This window comes from Shimia sp. (assembly GCF_022448905.1).
GTDB lineage: Bacteria > Pseudomonadota > Alphaproteobacteria > Rhodobacterales > Rhodobacteraceae > Shimia.
In genome coordinates, this window is record NZ_JAKVCW010000011.1 from 145,337 (window position 1) to 163,161 (window position 17,825).

Below are 17,825 nucleotides of genomic sequence, written 5' to 3' on the forward strand. Positions count from 1 at the left end.
TATCGTGCAATCCGGACGTGTCCAGAGCCCGTTGTGCCTTACAACGTCGCGACAGTTACCATTTCTTGCAGACCGTAGCCGTTGAACCCGGTGGACAGTGAGGACGAGTAGGCGCCCATGGCCTTGATCATCACAAAATCCCCCTCAGCAATTTGCGCAGGCAGCGCCACTGGATCTGGCAACCGATCCAGACTGTCACAGGTCGGCCCGTAGACCACCTTACGCGCCATGTCGCCATCCACAACGGCCCCATCAGGCCGCAGCACAGAAATCCGATCCGGCACCCCAATGTCGCGCAATTCCGTCAGCGCGCCATAAATCCCGTCATTCAGGAAGACCGCCGTGTCGCGCACAGTCTTCACCCGCACCGCCAAGGTAAACGCCTCGGCCACCATCGCCCGCCCCGGCTCACAAACCAACGCGGGGGCTTCCTCATCAAATGCCCGTACTGTCTCCGCCGCGATGCGATCAAAAATCGCCTCCAGATCCGGTGCAGGACCATTGCGATGCGCCGCAAAGCCGCCACCAACATTTAGCCGCTTCAAGACCACGCCAGCCCGCCGCGCCACATCTGCCGCCTCGACAATATACACCGCCCAGGCCTGCGGATCGGCACACTGCGTACCGGGATGGAAGGTCAAAGAGGTCTCAAACCCCATCTCCCGCACCTGCTTTAACAAAGCCACCGCCTGATCCGGGTCCGCGCCAAACTTCTCGCCAAAGTCATAAGCCGCACCGGCCACCGGCAACCGCAAGCGCACCGCAATCTCTGTGCCTGCGCGCGGCACATCCGCCAACTTCTGCAACTCCCGCGGACAATCCACCGACCAGCTGGCAATGCCGTGCCCCACCGCCTCGGTGATCTCCGCCACCGAGCGCACCGGGTTGTGGTAATGCAGCACCGCATCCGGCGCCACACGCCGCACCCGCGCCATCTCCAATGGCGACGCCACATCAAAGGCCGTCAGCCCGGCGTTCACCAAATTCGTCAGCACCGCCTCATGGTCATTGGCCTTCACCGCATAAGTCACCAGCCCGGCAAAACCGTCAATGAACCGCCGCGCCGTGGCTTGCAGCACCTCAGGAGCAAAATACAAAACCGGCGCGTCCGGCGAAAACTTCGTCAGATGCCAAGAAGGGGACGGCCAAAGGGCCGGATCGTTGCGCATGTCCTACCTCAATCCTGTTTTTCATCAGCTTGAGGGATTTCCCTGTCGATTCCACGCGGCACTCTGGTAAAAATGCAGGAAAGACTCGGCATATAGACGGCAGCACGATGCAACTTGACGAAACCGACACCCAACTCCTGGCCCTGCTCAGCGAAAACGCTCGCGCGCCCGTGGCCACATTGGCCCGTAAACTGGGCCTGGCGCGCACCACGGTCCAGGCCCGTATCGACCGTTTGGAAACCTCCGGCGCCATCGCAGGCTACACCCTGCGTCTGGGCGATGCCGCCCGCCCAAGGCTGCGCGCCACCGCGCTGCTTTCGATCGAGCTGCGCAGCGGGCCAACCGTGCTGGACCGCCTCAAATCCCTGCCTGCCGTGGAAAGCGTGCACACCTGCTCCGGGCGGTTTGATCTGATTGTGCAACTGGCTGCGGACAGTACCTCAGAGCTGGACGACACGCTCGACAACATTGGTGAGGCCAAGGGTGTGAAAAGCTCGGAAAGCCTGATCCACCTGTCCACCAAACTGGACCGCCCACGCGGGTAAATCCGCGCAAAACAACGCTCAAACAGTCTCACAGATTGGGAATTTGCGTTTGGGGGAGATGGAATGCGTGCCGTTCTGGCACGCAGGATGTACATCTCATCGCCTTCTAGCGTGGAGGCGTCATGCGCCACACCCCGCTTATGCCGCGCCAAGTCTTAACAGAACCTTAACAAACCAGATCTTTTTTGAATTTTTCCAACTTGAGTGAATAAATTCAGGTTTTCTCCACCTTGCTAAACAATCTCTTCCCGCTTCCCCTTTGTTTCCGCATTCGATAGAGACAACTCCGATTGATAACGGGCGCGAACCGACACAAGGGATCACACCAATGGCGATGGAAAAGACCTTCAACGCAGCAGAGGCCGAAGGCCGCCTCTACGACGCATGGGAAAAAGCCGGCTGCTTCACCGCAGGCGCAAATGCAAAACCGGGTGCTTCCACCTACTGCATCATGATCCCACCGCCCAACGTCACTGGCGTTCTGCACATGGGACACGCCTTTAACAACACGCTGCAGGATATCCTGATCCGCTGGAAACGCATGCAGGGTTTTGACACCCTCTGGCAGCCGGGCACCGACCACGCGGGCATCGCCACCCAAATGGTTGTGGAGCGCAAGCTGGCCGAAACCCAACAGCCGTCCCGCGCCGAATTGGGCCGCGAGAAGTTCCTTGAGAAAGTCTGGGAATGGAAAGGTGAGTCCGGCGGCACCATTGTGAACCAATTGAAGCGCCTAGGCGCCTCCTGTGATTGGGACCGCGAAGCCTTCACCATGTCCGGCGCGCCCGGCGCACCCGAAGATGTGGCTGGCGGCAACTTCCACGACGCCGTTCTGAAAGTCTTTGTTGAGATGTACAACAAGGGCCTGATCTATCGCGGCAAACGCCTCGTGAACTGGGACCCACATTTTGAAACCGCCATCTCCGACCTCGAAGTGGAGAACATCGAAGTTGCCGGCCACATGTGGCACTTCAAATACCCCTTGGCAGGGGGGGCGACCTATGAATACGTCGAGAAGGACGAAGACGGGAACATCACGCTGCAAGAGACCCGTGATTACATTTCCATCGCCACCACCCGTCCGGAAACCATGCTGGGCGACGGCGCGGTGGCGGTACACCCGTCTGATGAACGTTACGCGCCCATCGTTGGCAAACTTTGCGAAATCCCGGTCGGTCCCAAAGAGCACCGCCGCCTGATCCCGATCATCACCGACGAATACCCGGACAAGGACTTCGGCTCCGGCGCGGTGAAAATCACCGGCGCACATGATTTCAACGACTATCAGGTCGCCAAGCGCGGTGGCATCCCGATGTACCGCCTGATGGACACCAAAGGCGCCATGCGCGCGGACGGCGACAGCTACGACGCCGCCGCCACCATCGCCATGGCTGTGGCCAAAGGCGAGCGCACCCTGACGGAAAACGAAGCCGACGGCGTGAACCTGGTGCCGGACGACCTGCGCGGTCTCGACCGTTTTGAGGCGCGCAAACTCGTGGTGGAGCAAATCACCGCCGAAGGCCTCGCGGTGATGACCACAGTGACCAAGACGGTGAAAGACGACGAGGGCAACACCTCCGAAGTTACTGAAACCGTGCCTTACGTAGAAAACAAGCCGATCATGCAGCCGTTTGGCGACCGCTCCAAAGTGGTCATCGAGCCGATGCTGACCGACCAATGGTTTGTGGACGCTGAAAAAGTTGTTGGCCCAGCGCTGGACGCTGTGCGCAATGGCGACGTGAAAATCCTGCCGGAAAGCGGCGAGAAAGTATACTTCCACTGGCTGGAAAACATTGAGCCTTGGTGTATCTCCCGCCAGCTGTGGTGGGGCCACCAAATTCCTGTGTGGTATGGCCTCGACCTCTCCGCCGAGGACTTCAAAGACGACGAAAACAACGGTGCGTTGGATCTCGTCGAAATGGGCCGTCTGTTGGGCGAGGGCGGCATGCTGCACCGTGGCAACGTCACCCACTGTGCTGCGAACTTTGACGGCGTCGTGGAACAGTTCCTCGATGACAATGCCAACATTCCGTCCCCTCTGAACCACGCCAAAGTGGTTGAGGTGGCTGACAAGCACGAAGCCATCCACATGCTGGCCGAGAGCCTCGCGCAATACGTTGTGGATCAGGACCCGCTGAAACTGGTGTACCCAGTCTGGCGTGACCCCGACGTGCTCGACACCTGGTTCTCCTCAGGCCTCTGGCCCATCGGCACGCTTGGCTGGCCCGACAACACGCCAGAGCTGGAAAAATACTTCCCGACCTCCACGCTGGTCACCGGTCAGGACATCCTGTTCTTCTGGGTCGCCCGCATGATGATGATGCAGCTCGCCGTGGTGGATCAGATCCCGTTTGACACCGTCTACCTGCATGGCCTCGTGCGCGACGCCAAAGGCAAGAAAATGTCCAAATCCACCGGCAACGTGATGGACCCGCTTGAGATCATCGACGAATACGGCGCCGACGCGCTGCGTTTCTCTTCGGCCGCCATGGCCGCTCTGGGTGGCGTGCTGAAACTAGACATGCAACGCATCGCGGGCTACCGCAACTTCGGCACCAAGCTCTGGAATGCCGCGCGGTTTGCCGAGATGAACGGCGTGTTTGAAGACGATGTGGTGGTCAGTTCCGCACTGTCGCAAAACAGACGCGATACCGACGTAAAACAGACCGCCAATTTGTGGATCATCGGCGAGACCGCCAAGGTCCGCGAAGAGGTCGACGCCGCACTCGAAAGCTACCGCTTCAACGACGCCGCCAACGCGCTTTACGCCTTTGTCTGGGGTAAGGTTTGCGACTGGTACGTGGAGTTCTCCAAACCGCTGTTCAACTCCGATGACGCCGCCGCCGTGGCCGAAACCAAAGCCACAATGCGCTGGGTCATCGACCAATGTCTGCTGCTCCTGCACCCCATCATGCCTTTCATCACCGAAGAGCTTTGGGGCGAGCTGGGCGACCGCGCAAAAATGCTGGTGCACGCCGATTGGCCAACCTACCAAGCCGCTGAATTCGTGGATGAAAAAGCCGACCGCGAGATGAACTGGGTGATCTCCGTGATCGACCAAATTCGCTCCGTGCGCGCGCAGATGCGGGTAAATGCCGGTGCCAAAATCGACGTGGTGGTGAGCCAGATCACCGATGAGAACCGCGAAGCGTTTAAGCGCAACGAAGCCCTGATCTTCAAGATCGCCCGCGTGGTGTCGCTGGAAGAGGTTGAGACTTTCCCGAAAGGCACCGCCACTGTGGCGGTCGACGGCGCGACCTTTGGCCTGCCACTGGCGGACATCATCGACATCGACGCCGAAAAAGCACGTCTTGAGAAAGGCTTAGGCAAATTGGCCAAAGAACTCGGCGGATTGCGTGGGCGCCTGAACAACCCCAAATTCGTCGCCTCGGCACCGGATGAGGTTGTGGCTGAAGCCAAGGAAAACCTCGCCGCCCGCGAGGAAGAAGAGGACAAGATCAAGGCGGCGCTCGCCAAGCTCGCAGAGCTCGACTAAGCGCCTTGCAAACACAAGCATCATGCCCATATTGGGGGCATGATGCGCTCCTTTCGAAACCTCATCGAACGTCAGATCAAAAAGGCCGAAGCTGAAGGCCAGTTGACTGGCCTTGAGGGCGAAGGCAAACCCCTCCCCAAACGCCACGAAATTGAAGACCCGGCCACCGCCGTGGGCCACTCCATCATGGCGCGCGCCGGGGTTCTGCCACGCGAGTTCAAACTCAAAGAGCAGCTCGAGGCCGCCAAACGCGACTGGCAACAAGCCTCTGATCCAGATGAGAAAAAGCGCCTGATGGCGCAGATTGCAAAACTGGAACTCGACTACAATGTCGAGCGCGAGGCCTACCGCAAGTTCCTGAAGTAGGCCTCAGCTAACTCCTTATTTGAACACCGGCTTTCGCTTCTGAATGTTCGCCGCAATCACTTCCATCTGATGCGGTTTGCCAATCAAACGCGCTTGCGCCCGGCTCTCTTCCAGCAGCACCGCGTCCACATCGTCCATATGCTCTTCCGCATAGCCGATCAGCGCCTTGGCCGCTTTCACAGCCGAAGGGCTCTTGCCTGCAATCTCTTCCGCCAAAGTCATCGCCGCCGCCAATGGATCTTCAGCGATCTCGGTGATCAGCCCCCAAGCCAAAGCCTGCTCCGCTTCAACTGGCGCCGCCGTATAAGTCAATTGCCGCAGCACATCCGAGCGCACCAGATGCGGCAGCAACGTCATCCCGCCCATATCCGGGATCAGCCCCCATTTCATCTCCATGATCGCCATCTTGGTGTCCGGCGCGGCAAAACGAATGTCTGCCCCCAACGCCAACTGACAACCACCGCCAAAAGCCACGCCCTGCAACGCCGCAATCACCGGCACCTTCAGCTTGCGCCACACCATCGCCACCTGCTGCGCATCATTCGCATTGCCATGGGTGCGCGGGATAATCCGCGCCACCGGGTCCTGCCCCGCCAAGGCGGCAAAGCTCATCACATCCAGCCCGGCGCAGAAGGATTTGCCTTCGCCGGAGAGCACCACAACCCGCACATCGTCGTTTTCTATCAAGCCTTCACCAGCTTCGATTATGCCATCAAACATCGCCTGATCCAGCGCGTTCATCTTGTCGCCACGGGTCAGCCGTACATGGGCAATGTGGTCTTTGATCTCTACCGATACACGGGCCATAACAGCCTCCTCACAGATGGGTTTTCTTGATCCTACACTCCGCGCCCTACGGCGGGAAATCCACCCTAACGTGAGGGCATTTGCTCTTGTGCCGCCACCGTCCTTGCGTCACTTTCCGCGCATGACCGGACCTCGCTATACCAAACTGGCTGAAAGCCTGCCCGCCACCGTTCCTTTTGTCGGCCCCGAAGCACAAGAGCGCGCCATGGGCCAGTCCTTTTCCGCCCGCATCGGTGCCAACGAAAACATCTTTGGCCCCTCGCCCAAAACGATTGAAGCGATGCAAAAGGCCGCCGGTGACATCTGGATGTACGGCGATCCAGAAAGCTACGATCTGCGCCACGCCTTGGCCGCCCACCATGGCATTGCGCCCGACAACCTGGTTGTGGGCGAAGGCATCGACGGCTTGCTCGGCTATCTCGTCCGCCTGCTGGTTGGCGAAAGAGACGCGGTGGTCACGTCTGAGGGCGCCTACCCCACCTTCAATTACCACGTCGCAGGCTTTGGAGGTTCGCTGCACAAAGTGCCGTACCGTGACGATGCCGAAAACCTGCCTGCTCTACTGGCCAAGGCCGCCGAAGTGGACGCCAAACTTGTCTACTTCGCCAACCCCGACAATCCAATGGGCAGCTGGTGCGCTGGCAAAGACATCGTCGCCCAACTCGACAAAATCCCGGACGGCTGTGTGCTGCTGCTGGATGAAGCTTACGTCGAGCTCGCCCCCGACGGCACAGCACCGGAGATCGCCATCAACGATCCCCGCGTGATCCGCATGCGCACCTTCTCCAAAGCCTACGGCATGGCAGGCGCACGCGTAGGCTACGCCATGGGCGAGGCTCAAAACATTCGTGCTTTTGAGAAAATCCGTAATCACTTCGGCATGAACCGCGCAGCACAAGTGGGCGCGCTCGCCGCATTGGACGACGCATCGTGGCTGTCGGACACCTGCGCCAAAGTCGAAGCTTCGCGTCAGCACATCGCAGCGGTGGCCGCCAAACACGGTCTCAAGGCACTCCCCTCCGCCACCAATTTTGTTGCCATCGACTGCGGCAAAGATGGGGCCTACGCCAAAGCCATACTCGACGGATTGGTGTCTCGCGGCATCTTTGTACGTATGCCGTTTGTGGCCCCGCAAAACCGCTGCATCCGCATCAGCTGCGCCCCGAAACGAGAAATAGACCTGCTGGACGCCGCGCTTGGCGAGGTTCTCACAGAGCTTTCCTAAGACATCGCCCCGCAACCCGCGGGCCGTTCACGAAATTTTTTCCGTCTTGTGACACGAATCAGAGCTATCCTGCGACTGAGGAGTGTCCGCGATGTCCCGCCCTGTGCAACCTGTCCAAGACTACACCACCACCTGCCTGGTCATGGCTTTTGTGAACCTGCTCTGGGTTTTTGTACTTGTGTTTCTACTCTGGGGTTTGCCAGCCGTGATGGTGCTGGCCGTGATCCTGAACGCAGGCATTGACCGCCTGCGCTCTCATCTGGATCGACGCGCTTAGCCAGGTTACGCCTTCGCTATCACCCGCGCTGCGGCTTCTATGGCGCCTGGACCGTGCGGAATATCCAGCGCGATCAGGCCTGTCTGCACCGTCGCCAGCAGTCCCATAATCATCTGCGCATTTACATGCCCCATATGGCCAAAACGGAAGAATCCGTCGCTTTGTGGATCGTCCTCTGTGGCCATGCCCAAACCAATACCCAAGGTGATACCCGCTTGATCCTGACACCACCGCCGCAGCCGCGTGCCGTGCTCCTTGCCAATCCGCAGAGAAGTCACTGCCCGACTGCGATGCGCCTCCTCCGCCATATTGAGCTCCAGTGGACCGTCTGCGCTCCACGCGTCACAGGCTGCCCAAATCGCCTTCGCTAGCACCTCATGGCGTTGCCAGACGTGCTCCAGCCCTTCCTCCAGGATCATATCCAGCGCAACGCGCAGGCCGTAGAGGTGATGCGTCGGCGCCGTGCCACAGAACAGCTGATAATAGGCTTCCGGCTTGGCCCGAGGCACCCAATCCCAATAGCGGCTCACCCGCGGCAACGCCGCTCGACGCGCGGCCGCCTTGTCGTTGAAAAACACAAAAGCCACACCTGGCGGGACCATCAGCCCTTTCTGGCTGGCTGCGATCATCACATCCACACCCCAGGCGTCCATCTCAAATCGGTCACAGCCCAAAGAGGCAATGCAATCGACCATCAACAGTGCCGGATGACCAGTCTCATCAATCGCAGCGCGCAGGGCCGCGATGTCATTGCGCGCCGACGTCGAGGTATCCACATGCACCGCCAGAACTGCCTTGATGGAATGGTCCTTGTCCGCCACCAAAGCCTCAGCGACCTTGGCCGGGTCCATCGGAGAACGGCGGCCAAAGTCGATCACCTCGCACTCCGCACCCATTCCAGCGGCCATTTCGCCCCAACCATGACCAAACGCGCCCGTGGCTGGCACCAGCACCCGGTCACCGGGTTCAATCACATTGGCCAGCGCCGCTTCCCAAACCGCATGACCATTACCGATATAGATCGCCACATCGTGTTGGGTGCCCGCCACCGTCTTCAAGTCCGGCAACAGCCCATAGGTCAGGTCGATTAACTCGCCTTCATATATATTGGGCGCAGCCCGATGCATCGCGCGCAACACCGCCTCCGGCATCACAGATGGCCCCGGAATCGCGAGATAGGTCTGTCCCTGTGTAAGTTTCATAATTGCGTCCCCTGCTACACCTCACGGCACCCTAACGCGCAGGAATGCAACGTCAATCGCCTGTCTGCACCGGCGAAACGACGCCATTGGCTCTGGTTTTGCGACGCGGCCACCTGTAAAGGTCAAAGTCACTTCAAAGGTCGGAGAAGGCACAGATCGTGACTGACACAGACGTTAAACCCACCAAAGACAAAGGCTATCTGCTGTCCTGGCTTTGGCGGAAATACCTTCACCGTCACAAGTGGCTGCTGATTTGCTCATCCATTCTTATGGCGATCGAAGGCTCCACGCTGGGTCTCATCGCCTGGATGATGGAACCCATGTTTGACTCTGCCTTCTCGGCAGGCAGCATATCTGCTTTGTGGGGCGTTGGACTGGTGTTTGCCGGGATTTTCTTCACCCGCGGGATCACCAGCATCGGTCACAAGGTGATGATGACCACGGCGGCCCAGCGCACCTCCGCCGACCTGCGCATCGACCTGTTGGGCCGGATGATGCTGCAAGACAACGCTTTCCACCAAACCCACCCACCGGGCTATCTCATTCAGCGCACCCAATCGGATGTTGGCGCGATCAACGGCGTCTGGAGCTCCTTTATCACCGGTGCGGGCCGAGACTTCATCTCACTTATTGCACTCGTTGGTGTTGCTGTAAGCGTCGATTGGCGTTGGACCATTGTCGCCTGTGTGGGCACACCTCTTCTCATATTGCCGTCTTTGGTGGCGCAGCGGTTCGTACGTAGACGCGCTCGCGAAGCCCGGGATCTCGGTGCAAAAATTGCGACACAATTGGACGAGACCTTCCACGGCATCATCCCAACCAAGCTCAACCTGCTAGAAAAGTACCAAACAACCAAGTTCGGAAGCTCAACCCGCGAATTGGTACGCGCTGAAGTCCGCGCAACTGCGGGTACAGCTTCAATCGCAGCTATGGTCGACTTCACGGCTGGCCTCGGATTTTTTTGTGTTCTGATCTATGGCGGCGGCGAAATTGTTTCAGGCGAAAAATCCATTGGGCAGTTTATGAGCTTTTTCACTGCGCTTGGCATGATGTTTGAACCTCTTCGTCGCCTGGCGGGACTTTCTGGCCGCTGGCAAGTCGCCGCCTCGGCAATCGAACGATTGAAAGAGCTGATCGAGACCGTTCCCACCATCCTGTCCCCTAAAGATCCGTTGCCCGCCCCAACCGGCACGCCGGGCATCACCATGGACAAGGTCAACCTGGCCTATGGCGACGTGACAGTTCTGGACGGCACCAGTTTTGTCGCGGAACCCGGCAAAACCACCGCCATCGTCGGCGCGTCGGGCGCTGGCAAGTCGACCATCTTCAACGTGCTCACCCGCCTTGTGGACCCGCAAACCGGCACAAGCCTGATCGACACCGTCAACAACCGCGACATGAGCTTGCCGGACCTGCGCGGCCTGTTCTCCGTCGTATCGCAAGAAGCCATGCTATTTGACGACACGATCCGCGAAAACATCCTGCTCGATCAAACCGGCGTCAGCGAAGAACGCCTGCAAGAAGTGCTCAAAGCCGCTCATGTCTCCGACTTCCTTCCCAAACTGGCCGACGGGCTGGACACCGAAGTGGGGCCACGCGGCACCAATCTTTCAGGAGGCCAACGTCAACGCGTGGTGATTGCCCGCGCCCTGCTACGCGACACCCCAATCCTGCTGCTGGACGAAGCCACCTCCGCGCTGGACACACGCTCCGAAACCGTGGTGCAGGCGGCTTTGGACAAGCTCTCCTCGGGCCGCACCACATTGGTGATTGCCCACCGGCTGTCTACCGTCCGCAACGCCGACAAGATCCTCGTAATGGACAAAGGCAAAGTTGTGGACGAAGGCACCCATGACGAGTTGCTCGCCCGTGGCGGCATCTACGCCGATCTCTACGAGCTGCAATTCAAAACCAAAGGCGAAACCGCCGAGGCCCGCGCCTTGCAGCCAATCGAAGGTCTGGACGCCGCCCTACCGCAACCCAAGCGATCCATTCTGTCACGCATCTTCGGCCGTCTCGCGGGCCGCGAATAACGCAGATCACTGGCGGCGGTACGCTGCCGCCAATTTCTCAGGCGACATACCCAGAAGATACCGCAGCAAAGTCCACAGGTTGCGCCCACCTCGGCGCAGCCAACCTTGCGCTTGATACTTGCGCGGGCTGGTGATCGCCTGCGTGTCCAACGGCGCCAATCGCGCCCGCCCCAGTTGCCGCGCAATTGCAACGTCTTCCATTAAGGGAATGTCCGCAAACCCGCCGATTTCCTCGTAAAGCCGCTGAGAGATCAGTAGCCCCTGATCCCCATAGGGCAACCCAAACAGGCCACTGCGCAGATTGGCCCATCCCGCCACCAGACGCCCCGCGACTCCGCCTTTCTCAAACCGCAACGCAAAGTATCCAGCCACATCCGCCTGCGCCAAATGCGCCTCCACGGCAGCACTCCAACCCTCGGACAACACCGTGTCCGCATGCACAAACAACAGCCAATCGCCCTGCGCCTTGGCCGCGCCAACCCGCAGCTGTCCGCCCCGCGACGCGGCACAGCGCACAACCTCCGCCCCGGCCTCTTCGGCAATCGCCAGCGTGCCATCACTGGACCCGCCATCTGCGACGATCAACTCGCGGATCACGCCCGCAGACACGCCCTCAAACAACGCGCCCAAACAAGCAGGCAGCCCCGCTTCTTCATTCAATGTCGGGATCACAACACTCACAGGTGCACGCATTTCTTACTCCAGCCCTGTTGCACGGCGACACCGCTTCTATATGACAGGAGAGCGCAAGAACAGGAGCAGCGACATGTCCACGTCAGATCGCAGCATTTTCCGCCTTACCGGCAGTGACACCGAGAGCTTTTTACAAGGTCTCATCACCAACGACATGACCCGCCTAACCGATGGACTGCTCTACGCTGCCTTCCTGACCCCCCAGGGCAAATACATCGCGGATTTCTTCCTGAAACGCGACGGAGACGCCGTTTTGCTGGACGCCGACGCAACACAGGCCTCTGCGCTGCAACAGCGCCTGACCATGTACAAACTGCGCGCCGATGTCACCATTGAGCCGACCACCCTGCACCTGCATCGTGGCTTCGGCGACATTCCGGAAGACGGCGCCGTCGACCCACGCTCCCCAAACCTTGGCTGGCGCGCCTACCGCGACGCGCCTCAGGAAGACGACACCACGGACTGGACCGCACTCTATGTGGCCAACCAGGTGCCCAACGCCGGGCTAGAGCTCGACCAAAACAGCTTCATTCTCGAAATGGGCTTTGAGCGGCTCAACGGCGTCGACTTCAAAAAGGGCTGCTACGTCGGACAAGAAGTCACTGCCCGCATGAAGCACAAAACTGAGCTTCGCAAAGGTCTCGCCCAGGTTGGCATCACCGGCGACGCTGAGGCCGGCACTCCGATCCTAAAAGACGATCGACCAGTTGGCACCCTACACAGCCGTGCGGGAGACAAGGCCCTGGCCTACCTGCGCTTTGACCGCGCCGGCGAGGACATGACTGCCGGCGACGCCAAAATCAGCTACCCGGCCTAGTCGCTTAACATTTTGCGATAGCGCAGCCCCAGCACCTCTGCGCCCTGCCGGCTCATGAGGTGTTGCGAGTGCATGTTGAAGCCATGCACCATCGACTTCCATTGTTGGAAGTCATTGTCGCGCATCCACGCCTCTAAAGCGGCCACCAAAGCTTTACCAACGCCCTGCCCCCGGCAGGTTTCATCGACGCATATCTGATCCAGCTCCACATACCGGGCCGGATGCAGAAACGGCGACGCCTCTCGCACCACAGGCACGGCGAGCAAGAAACCAGTCAAACCGCCATCCGGCCCCTCGGCGACAAACACCTGCGCACCTTCCCCCAGCCGCTGCTTGAAGAACTCCGTCACCTCTTCCGGCGCAGCATCACCGCGATATTGCTCCGGATGCTCTTCCTCATGCAGCGCATTCACCTGCGCCGACAGGGGCAGTAATTTCTCAACTTCATCCGTTCTCAAAAATCTAATCACAAAAAAACCTCCAGTGATGTCACCGGAGGTTTCTCAATCTAATCCCCGGCAAGTTGCGCGGGGATACATGTCCGGGCGCGACTTATGCGCGCTCAGAATATTCCATGGTCTCGGTGTTCACGACGATGCTTTCGTCCTGGCCCACAAACGGAGGCACCATAACCTTCACGCCATTGTCCAAGATCGCTGGCTTAAACGAATTCGCCGCGGTCTGGCCCTTCACAACAGGCTCGGTCTCCACAATCTTGCAGGTCACTTTCTGCGGCAGGCTCGCATTCAATGCCTCAGCTTCGTGGAATTCCACAACAATGGTCATGCCATCCTGCAAGAACGGACGACGATCACCCAAAAGGTCCGCAGGGATCTGGTTCTGCTCATAGGTCTCAGTGTCCATGAAGATCAGCATGCCGTCATCCTCATAAAGGAATTGCTGGTCTTTCTGCTCCAGACGCACGCGCTCCACTTTGTCAGCAGACCGGAAACGCTCGTTCAGCTTAGATCCATTGCGCAGATTCTTGAGCTCGACCTGTGCAAATGCACCGCCCTTGCCGGGCTTCACATGGTCCACTTTCACAGCGGCCCAAAGACCACCATTGTGCTCCAGCACGTTACCGGGGCGAATTTCGTTACCGTTGATCTTGGGCATATTAAGAAAACCTAAGCAAAAAAGGTTGATCGGAGTGTTTAGCCTCCTATATCTGCCCAGTCGACAGGTGGCAAGACAACCTGTCGCGGGAAAAATCCGCAGAATGCTATGCAAATTCCGCATAGAAGCTATGCATCTGAGGACTATCCGAATCGGCTTGGATGCGTCATAAGGAGCGCCACGCCGAAAATACAAGAGCAATAACACAAGGACGACGAGATGACCCATTTCGTTGATGCAGCGGCATACAACAATGAACAAGGCAACCGTGCTCGCAAGCTGTTCGCAGCTGTGGTGCTCGCGGCCTTGGACGATGCCATTGCGGATGACAAGAAATACGGCAACGGCCCGGAACAGATTGCCCGTTGGGCCCGGTCCCGCGACGGTCGCGAAGTGCTGTCCTGCGCAGGTATTGACCCAAACGAACGTGTGGTCGAAGGCCTGATGGAATTTGTTGGCAAAGGTGTCCGCACCTCTGTTGCGCTGTCGCGCGAAGAAAGCGAGCGCCGCAACGCCGCTGCACAGGCCGAAGCTGCCTAAGCACTTTCTGCAAGCTGCCTAACAAAAAGCGCGCCCAAACGGGCGCGTTTTTTGTTGTCTGAATGTCTGTATAGCCGCGACCGCGTTAACCTATCCGAGGTCGTGCGCCGCCAATGCGCGGTGAATTTCGCGCCGCACCAGCTTGCGCACATTGCGGGTGATGCGCTCCCCCAGCGCACCCTGCAGCTCCTGGCGCACAATGTCGGCCACCATTTCACGCAGCATCGCTTCGTCAATTTCGGCGGCTTCTTCCATCGCCTCAGACAGCGCTTCGGCGTCCACAATCTCTGCTGCGTCGGCAATCTCTTCCGGCATATGCGCGCGCAGCTCGTCCATCACCGCATCCGCCATATCCGGTGCCGCATCGACCTCCGGATCATAAGTCACATCGTCCGTTGAGGTGGCATCGCGGAACTGATGAATCCGGGCTTCCAGCACCTGTTTGAAATCAAACGGCTGCTCTTCATCCATCGCCTCTTCCGGCGCGGTATCGCTCACTGCCTCAAAGGACAATGGCGCCTCGTCCTCAGACACAACAGCCTCATCTCCAGAGCCCACCTCGACCATCACTTCATCCAGTGAGGCCTCGGCACCCTCCAGCGTAACCTCTTCAGATTCAACGGAAACCTGATCTTGCTCGGCGTCGACGGCTTCCACAGCATCAGGCTCAACCTTCGCTGCCACCTGGTCGACATCTACAGATGGGTCAATCTCGACTTCGTCCAAATCATCCGATTCGTCGACAACGTCCTGCGGTTCATCAGCATCGACATCACCCTCGGCGTCAGGCGCGTCCTCAACCCGCAGCGCAGGTGTCAGCACCAGAGCCAATGGCGCTTCCGCCACAGGGGTCTCATCTTCTGCACTTTCGTCCTGCGCTGAAGACGTGTCAAAGGCCACGGGACGTGCCGGTGCCTGGTCTTTAACCGCGTCTGGCAAAGGCCGATTCTCCGACACAAGCCGGCGGATAGACGTCAAAACATCTTCGATTTCCGTGTTGGTCACTGGATCGGACATAGAAATTCACCACTCTTACCTCACGAAGAGTGTAGCCTCTGCCGCTAAGCCATACAACAGATAGGAAAAATGTTATTCTTTCCCAATTGCTTTAAGCACACGGTCTAATTTTTTACCTTGTTCAGACCGCAGGGCCGGTGCGTTTTTCACCATGTTGAAGTAGGCTTCCGGATCATAACGCTCCACCCGCAGGTTCAGGTGATCCACGGTCAGAAGCCCCATGGAAGACAAAACCGCATAGGCCGCCACAATCTGTACCGCTTGCGCATCAATGCGATCGGCTTCCGCGTCCAGCAAATCTTGCTCAGCAGTCAATACGTCCAATGTGGTCCGGGCGCCCAGCTTGGCTTCTTCACGTACGCCTTCAAAGGCGATCCGCGCTGCTTCCACCTGACGGGCACTCGCCTGGATCTGCGCACCCGCGGCGATCAACCGCGCCCAAGCGGTACCCGCGTTTTGGCGAATGTTGTGACGGACCACATGCAGGTTCGCCCGCTCTGCATCACGCCGTGCCATGGACTGGCGCAAAAGAGCCGACAGACGGCCACCTTGATAAATCGGGCCACCCAACTCGACACCGACTCGGGCAGAATCTGAAAAGACCGACGAATCAAAATCGCGACGCGTACCAATGTTGGTTTTCAAAGTCACAGTTGGCCCCATTGCCGCCCGCGCCCGCTGCACGTTAATCTCAGAGGCCGAAATCTGGTACTGCGCCTGCAACATCTGTGGGTGCGACCGCACCGCCACGGTTTTTGCCTGATCCAGAGATCCGGCCGCTTTTGGCAAGCTGCGTGGCGTCACAAGGTTGCCCGGACGCTCACCAACGGCTGCTGCGTAGAACTCTTTACTGGCTTCCAAGTCACCCTGGGCCGCCGCCAATTGCGCTCGCGCGCCGGCCAAACGGGCTTCCGCCAGTGCCACGTCGGTCCGTGTCACTTCACCAACTTCAAACCGGTCTTGCGCAGCCTGCAACTCCCGCTCCAGCAAACGCAGGTTGTTGAGCCGCAACTTCACCAGTTCATCGTCGGCCACAACATCCATAAACGCCTGCACCGCATTGAACAGCACGGTCTGCTCAACCGACACCAAACCTTGACGCGTCGCCAAAACGGTCTCTTTGGCGGCTTCCACGGCCAGCTTGGAGTTGCCGTTGTCAAACAACAGCAGATCCGCAGACACACCGATGTTGGCATAAGGTGTCCAACCTGAGGTCCCCGCTGCATTTGATTGTGTGGAGCGGCCGTAATCATAGTTGACGTTGCCAAACCAGTTGATGATCGGCCGCAGCAGTGCTTGCGTGACCGCCACATCTTCATCCGCCGCCCGCAACAGCGCCCGGTTCTGTTCCAGCAAGCCGCTGTGCTCATAAGCCGTGGCTAGGGCATCCGAGAGCGTCTGCGCCTGCGCCGCTCCAAATGAAACCGCCGAAACCGTCAGTGCCAGCGCACCGTGTCGAACCGCTTTGTGTACCTTTTGGAACATGGCTGCTGCCTCCTGCGTGTCGTTGGTCCGCTTATCAGGACCTTATAATTGGAAAGCCCGGTGTTTCTCGAACCCGGGCATCACGGGGGCCATTGCGTTAAACGCAAAGGTCCAGTTGATGTCACCATCAAGTTTATAGCCGACGCGCACAACCCCCAAAGCGCCTTCCACAAACAGCGCGGCAATTCGGCCACCCTCTTTGAGTTGTGCCAGAAGCCCCTCAGGCAGCGCCTCAACCCCGCCCTGCAAGAGGATCACGTCATACGGGCCATGCTCTGCCGCACCGTTCACCAGGTCCCCCTGATGCACAACGGCATTGTCCGCACCTTGCTCGCTCAGCGTGATCTGCGCTTCAGACGCGCGGCCTTCGTCGTCTTCCACGGCAATCACCGCTTCCGCCATCCGCGCAATCACAGCAGAGGAATAGCCAAGCCCCGCGCCCACATCGAGCACCAGCTCGTCGTTTTGAATATCCAGCGCGTCCAGCATCTTTGCCAAGGTGCGCGCATCCAGCACCACCCGCCCTTTCTCCAGCGTCACGCAGGTGTCCACATAGGCCGCGTCGCGCTGGCTGTTAGGCACAAAGGCCTCGCGCGGCACGTTCAGCATGGCCTCGATGACAGTGAACTTGGTCACATCCGACGGGCGGATCTGCGTATCAACCATAGTGGTACGGAGGGTGGCATAGTCGGTCATCGATTTCTCATGTGCTCAGACTCGTGTTGCGTTCTCTTGCCACAACCGCGCGTGCTCAGCAACGGTCAGCGCCTGTCTTTTCCCTGAATGTGACAACTCTACGCGCCATATCAAGCCCCTGCCCCGCCTAAGGTCCAGCCTTGCCGAAACGTCATTGAGATGCCCGTCTGCAAAACGCCCTCAAAAAGGGGCTTGCACCTTCCCAAGATTCATACCATTTATGCGCCCACTCTGGAGCATCACTTCAGAGCACCACGGATGGCGAGTTGGCGGAGTGGTGACGCAGCGGATTGCAAATCCGTGTACACCGGTTCGATTCCGGTACTCGCCTCCAATAAAAC

Annotated in this window: 17 protein-coding genes and 1 tRNA gene; 9 read left to right on the forward strand and 9 right to left on the reverse strand. The window is 59.0% G+C overall.

Annotated features, from left to right (window positions below):
* Positions 1-38: 38 nt before the first annotated feature.
* Positions 39-1,169: a type III PLP-dependent enzyme gene (locus MK208_RS14625; RefSeq protein WP_294117829.1), complete on the reverse strand. Its 1,131-nt coding sequence runs from the start codon at positions 1,167-1,169 to the stop codon at positions 39-41.
* A 107-nt stretch (positions 1,170-1,276) separates the two neighbouring features.
* On the opposite strand from MK208_RS14625, the gene MK208_RS14630 reads away from it, so the two are divergent.
* The 3 genes from MK208_RS14630 (at position 1,277) to MK208_RS14640 (ending at position 5,576) form a co-directional block, all read left to right on the forward strand.
* Positions 1,277-1,714: an Lrp/AsnC family transcriptional regulator gene (locus tag MK208_RS14630; RefSeq protein WP_294117832.1), complete on the forward strand. Its 438-nt coding sequence runs from the start codon at positions 1,277-1,279 to the stop codon at positions 1,712-1,714.
* 328 nt (positions 1,715-2,042) lie between these two features.
* Positions 2,043-5,210 carry a valine--tRNA ligase gene (locus MK208_RS14635; RefSeq protein ID WP_294117835.1) on the forward strand — a complete coding sequence of 1,056 codons (3,168 nt, stop codon included), beginning with the start codon at positions 2,043-2,045 and terminating at the stop codon, positions 5,208-5,210.
* A 39-nt stretch (positions 5,211-5,249) separates the two neighbouring features.
* Positions 5,250-5,576 carry a DnaJ family domain-containing protein gene (locus MK208_RS14640; RefSeq protein ID WP_294117837.1) on the forward strand — a complete coding sequence of 109 codons (327 nt, stop codon included), beginning with the start codon at positions 5,250-5,252 and terminating at the stop codon, positions 5,574-5,576.
* Between the two features lie 15 nt (positions 5,577-5,591).
* Here the strand turns inward: MK208_RS14640 and MK208_RS14645 are convergent, their stop codons facing one another.
* Positions 5,592-6,383 (reverse strand): crotonase/enoyl-CoA hydratase family protein, encoded by a 792-nt coding sequence (locus tag MK208_RS14645; RefSeq protein ID WP_294117841.1) that lies wholly within the window; start codon positions 6,381-6,383, stop codon positions 5,592-5,594.
* Positions 6,384-6,504: 121 nt separating this feature from the next.
* Here MK208_RS14645 and MK208_RS14650 point away from each other — a divergent pair, with 121 nt between their 5' ends.
* Positions 6,505-7,608, forward strand: coding sequence for a pyridoxal phosphate-dependent aminotransferase (locus MK208_RS14650; RefSeq protein WP_294117844.1), 1,104 nt, complete (start codon positions 6,505-6,507; stop codon positions 7,606-7,608).
* A gap of 91 nt (positions 7,609-7,699) precedes the next feature.
* A complete protein-coding gene (locus MK208_RS14655; RefSeq protein WP_294117846.1) occupies positions 7,700-7,885 on the forward strand; it encodes a hypothetical protein in 186 nt (61 codons plus the stop codon).
* A gap of 5 nt (positions 7,886-7,890) precedes the next feature.
* Here MK208_RS14655 and MK208_RS14660 read toward each other — a convergent pair whose 3' ends face one another.
* The gene (locus MK208_RS14660; RefSeq protein WP_294117847.1) at positions 7,891-9,087 is read right to left on the reverse strand and encodes an aminotransferase class V-fold PLP-dependent enzyme; all 1,197 of its coding nucleotides are present in this window, start codon (positions 9,085-9,087) and stop codon (positions 7,891-7,893) included.
* A 158-nt stretch (positions 9,088-9,245) separates the two neighbouring features.
* On the opposite strand from MK208_RS14660, the gene MK208_RS14665 reads away from it, so the two are divergent.
* On the forward strand, positions 9,246-11,120 hold the full coding sequence (locus MK208_RS14665; RefSeq protein WP_294117849.1) for an ABC transporter ATP-binding protein: 1,875 nt from the start codon (positions 9,246-9,248) through the stop codon (positions 11,118-11,120).
* A gap of 6 nt (positions 11,121-11,126) precedes the next feature.
* On the opposite strand, the gene MK208_RS14670 is transcribed toward MK208_RS14665, so the two are convergent.
* Positions 11,127-11,813: a TIGR04283 family arsenosugar biosynthesis glycosyltransferase gene (locus MK208_RS14670; RefSeq protein ID WP_294117852.1), complete on the reverse strand. Its 687-nt coding sequence runs from the start codon at positions 11,811-11,813 to the stop codon at positions 11,127-11,129.
* A gap of 73 nt (positions 11,814-11,886) precedes the next feature.
* Between MK208_RS14670 and MK208_RS14675 the strand changes: the two genes are divergently transcribed.
* Complete coding sequence (locus MK208_RS14675) at positions 11,887-12,630, forward strand: folate-binding protein (RefSeq protein ID WP_294117854.1); 744 nt, start codon at positions 11,887-11,889, stop codon at positions 12,628-12,630.
* Here MK208_RS14675 and MK208_RS14680 read toward each other — a convergent pair.
* Both MK208_RS14680 and efp read right to left on the reverse strand, forming a co-directional pair.
* Positions 12,627-13,100, reverse strand: a complete 474-nt coding sequence (locus MK208_RS14680; protein ID WP_294117856.1) for a GNAT family N-acetyltransferase — start codon at positions 13,098-13,100, stop codon at positions 12,627-12,629. The genes MK208_RS14675 and MK208_RS14680 overlap by 4 nt on opposite strands.
* A gap of 82 nt (positions 13,101-13,182) precedes the next feature.
* On the reverse strand, positions 13,183-13,746 hold the full coding sequence (gene efp / locus MK208_RS14685; protein WP_294117858.1) for an elongation factor P: 564 nt from the start codon (positions 13,744-13,746) through the stop codon (positions 13,183-13,185).
* Positions 13,747-13,965: 219 nt separating this feature from the next.
* Here efp and MK208_RS14690 point away from each other — a divergent pair, with 219 nt between their 5' ends.
* On the forward strand, positions 13,966-14,286 hold the full coding sequence (locus MK208_RS14690; RefSeq protein WP_294117859.1) for a DUF6280 family protein: 321 nt from the start codon (positions 13,966-13,968) through the stop codon (positions 14,284-14,286).
* A gap of 90 nt (positions 14,287-14,376) precedes the next feature.
* On the opposite strand, the gene MK208_RS14695 is transcribed toward MK208_RS14690, so the two are convergent.
* The 3 genes from MK208_RS14695 to MK208_RS14705 all read right to left on the reverse strand — a co-directional run bounded on the left by MK208_RS14695 (position 14,377) and on the right by MK208_RS14705 (position 17,484).
* On the reverse strand, positions 14,377-15,303 hold the full coding sequence (locus MK208_RS14695) for a hypothetical protein (protein WP_294117862.1): 927 nt from the start codon (positions 15,301-15,303) through the stop codon (positions 14,377-14,379).
* 72 nt (positions 15,304-15,375) lie between these two features.
* Entirely contained in the window at positions 15,376-16,788 is a 1,413-nt protein-coding gene (locus MK208_RS14700) for a TolC family outer membrane protein (RefSeq protein WP_294117864.1), read from the reverse strand.
* Positions 16,789-16,830: 42 nt separating this feature from the next.
* Positions 16,831-17,484 carry a protein-L-isoaspartate O-methyltransferase gene (locus MK208_RS14705; protein WP_294117867.1) on the reverse strand — a complete coding sequence of 218 codons (654 nt, stop codon included), beginning with the start codon at positions 17,482-17,484 and terminating at the stop codon, positions 16,831-16,833.
* Positions 17,485-17,744: 260 nt separating this feature from the next.
* On the opposite strand from MK208_RS14705, the gene MK208_RS14710 reads away from it, so the two are divergent.
* Positions 17,745-17,818 (forward strand) — tRNA-Cys (locus MK208_RS14710).
* The last annotated feature ends 7 nt before the right edge of the window (positions 17,819-17,825 follow it).